Below are 7,546 nucleotides of genomic sequence, written 5' to 3'. Positions count from 1 at the left end.
AGCCACAAAGGGGCCGCGAACACGCCGCGACGAAGTCGCGGCCAAAATTACGGCACGTAGCGACGCAGTCGCCTGGCCGCGAACTCGCGGAAGTAGGACAACTTCTCCGGCGGCACCAGGGCCGGGAGCAGGAAGTACCAGGCGCGCTCCATCCGGACCGCCATCTGGTCGATGGATTCGGTGCCGACGGCGATGATGTGCACGCCCGCGGCCATCTCCTGCCACAGCAGGCCGATGACCTCCGCGTCCAGGTCGGCGATCAGGTCGCCCTGCGCGATGGCTCGCTCGGCGAGCAGCCGGTAGGTGTCGCCCCAGTGCTTGGCGATGTTGTCGCCTTGGGCGCCGCGGTAGTCGCCGATCTGGTGGGTCAGCTTCAGCATGGCGCCGACCATCGGGTCGTTCATCGATAGATCGGCGACGACGTAGGTGATGCCGATGCACGCTTCCAGCGCGGGCACGCGGGGATCGAAGAAGCCCTGACACGAGCTGGTCAGTCGCTCGTTGCCCTGGTCGACCACGGCGCGCGCCAGCTCTTCCTTCGAGCCGAAGTGAAAATACAAGGCGCCCTTGGTCACATTGGACTGCGCGATGATCTCGCTCAGGCTCGCATTCGCATATCCCAAGCGCAGAAAGACATCGGCAGCGCCTGCCAGGACGGAGTCGCGGGTGATCTCCGCGCGCGCTTGCCTAGCCATCAGATCCGCCTGTCATCCCAAAACCAGCCATCCTGAAGTAGACCGACATCCCGAAGTTGACCGACTTACCGCCCGAACAGCACCCAAAGGATGGGTGAACCGTACCACCAGGCGCGCGCCCGGCAGCCAATTCGAGCATTCGGCAAGACCAGCCGCGCAATTTGCTGGTTAACAATCCGAGTCACTCACCAGCGCCCGCACGCCACTCCGAACTCAGTTGTGGCTCGGCCTCGAGATGGCTCAGCCCGTTCCAGCACAGGTTCACCAGGTGTGCCGCCACAACCTCTTTCGAGGGTTTGCGCTCGTCGAGCCACCAGGTCGCGGCAGTGGCGACCTGGCCGACGAGCGCCTGCGCGTAGAGGGTGGACAGACTGGTGTCGAACCCGCGGCGCGCGAAATCTCCGGCCAGGATGTGCGCCACCTGATTGGTCGCCTCGTTGAGCAAACTGGAGTATCTGCCCTCCGCCGCCGCGGCGGGCTGATCGCGCACCAGAATTCGAAACCCGTCGGTTCGTTCTTCGATGTAGGTCAGCAGCGCCAGCGCGACCTGTTCGAGCCGGATACGCGATCGGTTCTGCGTGAGCGAGGAGGTGATCATGTCGAGCAGCATCGACATCTCGCGGTCGACGACGACCGCGTACAACCCCTCTTTGCCGCCGAAGTGTTCGTACACCACGGGTTTGGAGACCTGGGCGCGTTGCGCGATCTCCTCGATGGAGGTCGCGTCGTAGCCGCGTTCGGCGAACAGCGCGCGCCCGATCTCGATCAGCTGCTGGCGCCGCTGGGTGCCGGTCATCCGCGGCCGGGACACTCGATGCGACTCACCCGAAGACACCCGTGCTCCTCCGCCCTCTCCGCGTTGTTGCCGGTCGTGACTGCCTCGGCGGTTCCCTCCGGCCGACGGTCGCATGCCGGGCGGGTCGCGGGCGAGCCCGGCGAGTTGCCCTCGTGCGTGTCGAGTCGGCCGTCGCGCCGGGGCTCCGACGCACGACACCGACATTCGGATACCACTGTCCCAGACCTGTGGGCGATCCACCCGCCCGGCCCACCGGTCCGCTGTGCGTGTCTTGCCGCGGTGCAGGCTCCTCCCTGGTACGGCCGGAATACGCGGACAGGCGGGCAGAACAATTCGCGGGGAGGCGGCCGAGTATGCGAGGATTCATCCCGTGCCATGGCACAGCGGCGGGGGTATTCGCCAACCGCCGGTGTGGCAATCCGCCGTGGTGTAATGGCAGCACATCTGATTTTGGTTCAGAGAGTTCAGGTTCGAGTCCTGGCGGCGGAGCTCGAGAGCACGATGACCTATCGTTGGCCCGCACATCGCTGACCAAGCACGACGACGCCCCGCACGAGGACAGGCAGCCGAGGGAGATCCATGCCACAGCAGACCGCCGTCGTCGTTCTCGCAGCCGGTGCCGGGACACGAATGCGGTCGAAGACCCCCAAGGTCCTGCATTCGCTGGCCGGTCGGAGCATGCTCGCGCACGCGCTGCATGCGGCGAACGAGATCGACCCGGCGTACCTCATCACCGTGGTTGGGCACGACCGCGACCAAGTCGGCGCGGCGGTGACCGCGGTGGCCGGCGACCTGGGCCGGGAGATCACCCCGGCGCTCCAGGAACAGCAACTCGGTACCGGGCACGCGGTGCAGTGCGCGCTGGCCGCCCTGCCGGTCGGATTCACCGGCGATGTGCTGGTCACCTCCGCCGACGTGCCGCTGCTGGACGGGCACACCCTGGCCGCGCTGCTCGACGAGCACCGCAGCTACGCCGAACGCCCCGCGGTCACCGTGCTGACCTTCGTCCCGCAGGACCCGAACGGCTACGGCCGCATCGTGCGCGACGCGGACGGCCAGCTGGCCGAGATCGTCGAGCATGCCGACGCCACCCCGGAGCAGGCCGCGATCACCGAGGTGAACTCCGGCGTGTACGCGTTCGACGCCGCGGTGCTGCGCACCATGATCAGCCGGCTGTCCACCGCCAACGCCCAGCACGAGCTGTACCTCACCGACGTGCTGCGCCTGGCCCGCGAGGCCGGTCACCCGGTGCACGGCGCTCGCTTGGTCGACGCGGCCAAAGTCACCGGCGTCAACGACCGGGTGCAACTGGCCTCGGCAGCGCGCACGCTCAACCGCTACATCCTGGAGCGCCATATGCGCGCGGGCGTCACGATCATGGATCCCGCTTCGACCTGGGTGGACGCCAGCGTGCGCATCGGAAGGGACGCCGTACTGCGCCCCGGCGTGCAACTGATCGGCAACACCGTCGTCGGCGAGGACGCCGAGATCGGCCCGGACAGCACGCTCACCGACGTCGTCGTCGGCGAGGGCGCCCGGGTGATCCGCACCCACGGCGAGGGCGCCACCATCGGCCCGAAGGCCACCATCGGACCGTTCAGCTACCTACGTCCCGGCACCGTCGTGGGCGATGCGGGCAAGCTCGGCGCTTTCGTCGAGACCAAGAACGCCTCGATCGGCGCGCATTCGAAGGTCCCGCACCTGACCTACGTCGGCGACGCCACGATCGGCGAGCACAGCAACATCGGTGCGTCCAGCGTCTTCGTCAACTACGACGGAGTGACCAAGCACCACACCGTGGTCGGCTCGCACGTGCGCACCGGCAGCGACACCATGTTCGTCGCGCCGGTGACGGTGGGTGACGGAGCGTATACGGCGGCGGGTACTGTACTGCGCAGAAGCGTTCCGCCCGGAGCTCTCGCGGTCTCCGGCGGACCGCAGAAGAACATCGAGGGCTGGGTGCAGCGACACCGTCCGGGGACGGACGCGGCCCGCGCGGCGGCGGAAGCCATCGCGGCCAAGGAGATGTCGGGTCAGGCAATAGAGCAAAAGGATGGCAATCAGCAGTGACCGCGTCATGGATCGACAACCAGAAGAACCTGATGCTCTTCTCGGGACGCGCGCATCCTGAGCTGGCCGAGCAGGTCGCCAAGGAACTCGACGTCCACGTCACCCCGCAGATCGCACGCGACTTCGCCAACGGTGAGATCTTCGTCCGGTTCGAGGAGTCGGTCCGCGGCTCCGACGCCTTCGTCCTGCAGAGCTTCCCCGCGCCACTGAACCAGTGGCTGATGGAGCAGCTCATCATGATCGACGCGCTCAAGCGCGGCTCGGCCAAGCGGATCACCGCGGTGCTGCCGTTCTACCCGTACGCCCGCCAGGACAAGAAGCACCGCGGCCGCGAGCCCATCTCGGCCCGGCTTGTCGCGGATCTGCTGAAGACCGCGGGCGCGGACCGGATCATCACCGTCGACCTGCACACCGACCAGATCCAGGGCTTCTTCGACGGCCCCGTTGATCACATGCACGCGCAGGTGCAGCTGGCGGAGTACATCCGCACCAACTACAGCCTCGAGCACATCACCGTCGTATCCCCGGACTCCGGCCGCGTGCGCGTCGCCGAGAAGTGGGCCGACTCGCTGGGCGGCTCGCCGCTGGCCTTCATCCACAAGACCCGCGACCCGCTGGTGCCCAACCAGGTGAAGTCCAACCGCGTGGTCGGTGATGTCGAGGGCCGCACCTGCATCCTGATCGACGACATGATCGACACCGGTGGCACCATCGCGGGTGCGGTGAACGTGCTCAAAGAGGCCGGCGCCGGTGACGTCGTCATCGCCGCGACCCACGGTGTGCTGAGCTCGCCCGCCGCCGAACGGCTCGCCAACTGCGGTGCCAAGGAGGTCGTGGTGACCAACACCCTGCCGCTGGCGGAGGAGAAGAAGTTCCCGCAGCTGACCGTCCTGTCCATCGCGCCGCTGCTGGCCCGCACCATCCGTGAGGTCTTCGAAAACGGCTCGGTCACCGGTCTTTTCAACGGCAACGCCTAAGCATCGCACCGCGAAAACGGCGGCTCGGACTCCGGTCCGGGCCGCCGTTTCGGCGTTCGCGTCGGCCGACGGCGATCGGTGGGGATACTCAGGGTATGGACCGTGACCCGTTGGAGACCGAGATGGGGGATGACGACCAGGAGGACGAGATCCGCGCGTATCAGCGCAATATCGAGGATCCGCCCGACGACCTGCGCATCCGCTACCACGAGGACGAGGACGACGGCAGGCTCGGCATCGGCGACGAGCTGGATCAGGAGTGGACGCCGCACGACGGTCGCACCGAGGACGACGAGACCGACGACCGGTCCGCCGAGGTGGCCGCGATCGAGATCGTCGACGACGAAGACCTCTGAGCCGCCGCCACCCGACGCGCCGCGTTGTAGCAATCGGCTATCACGACGCGCGCACCGTGGTAGGCATAGGTCGGTTGACCGGGACGACACGAGGAGGGTGCGATGAGCACGCCGAAGGATCCGGACCACATGGACGACGAGCAGCGGAAGCCGGAGTCACCGTCGTTGTCGAAGCAGGCAGGCGAAGCCTCCGGTGACGAACCTGCCCAGCCACCGACCGGCTCCGCCCCGGCACAAGCCGGCGCACAACCCACCGAGCACGACCCGGCGGCCGCGCGGCCACCGGAGAGCGAGCCGGGCCCGGCGGACCAATGGTGGCAGTCGGGCGGCGCGCCGCCGCCCACGGGCCCGCTGGGCGGTCAGTGGGGCGCCGAACCCAGCGGTCAGCCCGCCGAGCCCCAGCCGTGGGGCGCCGACGGGCCGGGCGGCCGGCAGTCCTGGGGCGCCGAACCCGCCGCGCCGGGGTCCCCGCTGTCGGGTTCCGCGCCGCAGCCTCCGACCGACGAATCGACGAATCGGTTCACGCCGGACGATCACGCGCAATACGGGTCGGGCGGGCAACCGCTCTACCCGCAAACCGGACAGCCCGCCGACGCCGGGCAACCGTATTCGCCGAGCGGGCAACCTCCGTACCCGGCGGGCGGGGGGTACGACCATCCGGCGTCCGGCCCGCAGTACGGCTACCCGTCCTACCCGCAACAAGGGTACGAACCCTATGCCACCCCACCCAGGCAGCCGGGTAGCCAGGTGTACTCGATCATCGGGTTCGTCTGCGCGGTGACCGCGGTGCTGTTCTGCCCGTTCCTGTTCGGTCCGGCCGGGATCATCCTGGGCATCGTCGGGCACAACAAGGGCGAATCACTCGGCAAATGGGCAGCGATCGCGGCGGCCGTCGGGATGATCATCGGCTTCATCGTGGGATTCGCCGTGTTCGGCGGAGACTTCACGACGTAGATTTCCGGTATGCGTTCCTTCGGTGACACCAGCGCGGCGGGTGTGCGAGCATGACCGGATTCGCGGGCTTCCCGCTGGCGGGGCTGGACTTCTACGAAGACCTGGAGGCCGATAACTCCAAGGCGTTCTGGTCCGCGCACAAGAAGATCTACGACGAATCGGTGCTCGCGCCCATGAAGGCGCTCGTAGCGGAGCTGGAGCCGGACTTCGGCGCGGCCAAGATCTTCCGGCCCTATCGGGATGTGCGTTTCGCCAAGGACAAGACGCCGTACAAGACCGCGCAGGGCGCGGTGGTGCGCGCCGCACCGGGAGTCGGCTGGTACGTCCAGCTCAACGCCGCGGGCCTGTTCGTCGGCGGCGGCTTCTACCAGGGCTCGCCCGATCAGCTCGCGCAACTGCGCGCCACCATCGATGACGAGGTGCGCGGCCCCGAGCTGGCGGCGATTCTCGCGAAACTGACCGACGCGGGCTGCGCCATCGGCGGCGAGAAGCTGAAGACCAAACCCAAGGGCTACGACGCCGACCACCCGCGCATCGACCTGCTGCGACACAAATCCATCACGTGCGGCAAGGAATTCGGCGCACCCGGCTGGCTGGACACGCCGCGGACGGCGAAAGAGGTCCGCGGCGCGTGGGAGACGATGCGACCGCTGGTCGAGTGGCTCGCGGCGGTGGTCGGCGGCGCGCACTCGTCGTGACCGCCGCCGACCGATACCCGGTCAGCGCCGTTGGGCGAGGATCAGCGCGAAGCGATCGTCCGGATCGGTCCACACGTGTCCGGTGGCGAAGCCCGCGGCGGCGAGTTCCGCGTCGAGACCCTCGACCCGGAATTTCGCGGAGATCTCCGTGCGCATCTGCTCGCCGCGGCCGAACCGCACGGTGAGGTCGAGGTCGCCGACCGTGATGGTCATGTCCTCGGTCGCCTCCAGCCGCATCTCGATCCACTCGTGCGCCGCGTCCCAGACCGCGATGTGCCGGAATTTCTCCGGCACGAAGTCGGCGCGCAGGCGAGCGTTCAGCACGTGCAGGACGTTCCGGTTGAACTCGGCGGTGACCCCCGCGGCGTCGTCGTAGGCGGGCACGAGCACCGCGGGGTCGGTGACCAGCCCGACGCCGAGCAGCAGTTGCTCACCCGGCTCGAGCACGGCGTGGATCCTGGCGAGGAATTCGACTCGTTCCTCGGGGACGAGGTTGCCGAGGGTGCCGCCGAGGAAGGCGATCATCCGGCGTCCGCCGCGCGGCAGGTTGTCCAGGGTGTCGGTGAAGTCGCTGACCACACCGTGCACGGCGAGCCCGGGGAACTCGGCCGCGACATCGTCGGCCGCCGCTCGCAGCGCCGCGGACGAAACGTCCTGCGGTACATACGTCTTCAAGGGACCGCGTGCGCTCAGGGCGGTGAGCAGCAGGCGGGTCTTGGCCGCCGACCCGGCGCCCAGTTCGACCAGCACCTCGGCCTGGGCGGCGTCGGCGATCTCGTCGACCACCCGCTCGAGCAGCGCGCGCTCGGTACGCGTCGGGTAGTACTCGGGCAGCTCGGTGATCCGCTCGAAGAGTTCGCTGCCTTTGGCGTCGTAGAACCATTTGGGCGGCAACCACTTCGGGGCCGCGGTCAGGCCGTGCCCGGCATCCGAGCGCAGGGCCGTGTTCAGGTCGTCTTCGGTGAGGTGGATGTCCAGCGTGGCTGCGGTCATGGCACGG

At 68.2% G+C, this 7,546-nt stretch carries 8 protein-coding genes and 1 tRNA gene; 6 read left to right on the top strand and 3 right to left on the bottom strand.

The window, feature by feature from the left end:
- Positions 1–47: 47 nt before the first annotated feature.
- Both ACFU5M_RS27955 and ACFU5M_RS27950 read right to left on the bottom strand, forming a co-directional pair.
- A complete protein-coding gene (locus ACFU5M_RS27955) occupies positions 48–695 on the bottom strand; it encodes a TetR family transcriptional regulator (RefSeq protein ID WP_379053874.1) in 648 nt (215 codons plus the stop codon).
- A 181-nt stretch (positions 696–876) separates the two neighbouring features.
- A complete protein-coding gene (locus ACFU5M_RS27950; RefSeq protein ID WP_379053877.1) occupies positions 877–1,491 on the bottom strand; it encodes a TetR/AcrR family transcriptional regulator in 615 nt (204 codons plus the stop codon).
- A gap of 418 nt (positions 1,492–1,909) precedes the next feature.
- On the opposite strand from ACFU5M_RS27950, the gene ACFU5M_RS27945 reads away from it, so the two are divergent.
- The 6 genes from ACFU5M_RS27945 (at position 1,910) to ACFU5M_RS27920 (ending at position 6,546) form a co-directional block, all read left to right on the top strand.
- Positions 1,910–1,980, top strand: a tRNA-Gln gene (locus ACFU5M_RS27945).
- 90 nt (positions 1,981–2,070) lie between these two features.
- Entirely contained in the window at positions 2,071–3,561 is a 1,491-nt protein-coding gene (glmU, locus tag ACFU5M_RS27940) for a bifunctional UDP-N-acetylglucosamine diphosphorylase/glucosamine-1-phosphate N-acetyltransferase GlmU (RefSeq protein WP_379053873.1), read from the top strand.
- Entirely contained in the window at positions 3,558–4,538 is a 981-nt protein-coding gene (locus ACFU5M_RS27935; protein WP_379053872.1) for a ribose-phosphate diphosphokinase, read from the top strand. Before glmU ends, ACFU5M_RS27935 begins: the two co-directional genes overlap by 4 nt.
- Before the next feature lie 95 nt (positions 4,539–4,633).
- A complete protein-coding gene (locus tag ACFU5M_RS27930; RefSeq protein WP_379053871.1) occupies positions 4,634–4,894 on the top strand; it encodes a hypothetical protein in 261 nt (86 codons plus the stop codon).
- 102 nt (positions 4,895–4,996) lie between these two features.
- Positions 4,997–5,848, top strand: coding sequence for a hypothetical protein (locus ACFU5M_RS27925; RefSeq protein ID WP_379053870.1), 852 nt, complete (start codon positions 4,997–4,999; stop codon positions 5,846–5,848).
- A gap of 50 nt (positions 5,849–5,898) precedes the next feature.
- Positions 5,899–6,546 (top strand): DUF2461 domain-containing protein, encoded by a 648-nt coding sequence (locus tag ACFU5M_RS27920; RefSeq protein WP_379053869.1) that lies wholly within the window; start codon positions 5,899–5,901, stop codon positions 6,544–6,546.
- Between the two features lie 21 nt (positions 6,547–6,567).
- Here the strand turns inward: ACFU5M_RS27920 and egtD are convergent, their stop codons facing one another.
- Positions 6,568–7,539, bottom strand: a complete 972-nt coding sequence (egtD, locus tag ACFU5M_RS27915; protein WP_379053868.1) for an L-histidine N(alpha)-methyltransferase — start codon at positions 7,537–7,539, stop codon at positions 6,568–6,570.
- Between the last annotated feature and the right edge of the window lie 7 nt (positions 7,540–7,546).

The organism is Nocardia sp. NPDC057455 (assembly GCF_042802775.1).
Taxonomy (GTDB): domain Bacteria; phylum Actinomycetota; class Actinomycetes; order Mycobacteriales; family Mycobacteriaceae; genus Nocardia.
The sequence above is the reverse complement of the archived record's forward strand: the minus strand, read 5'-3'. Positions and strand labels throughout refer to the sequence as shown.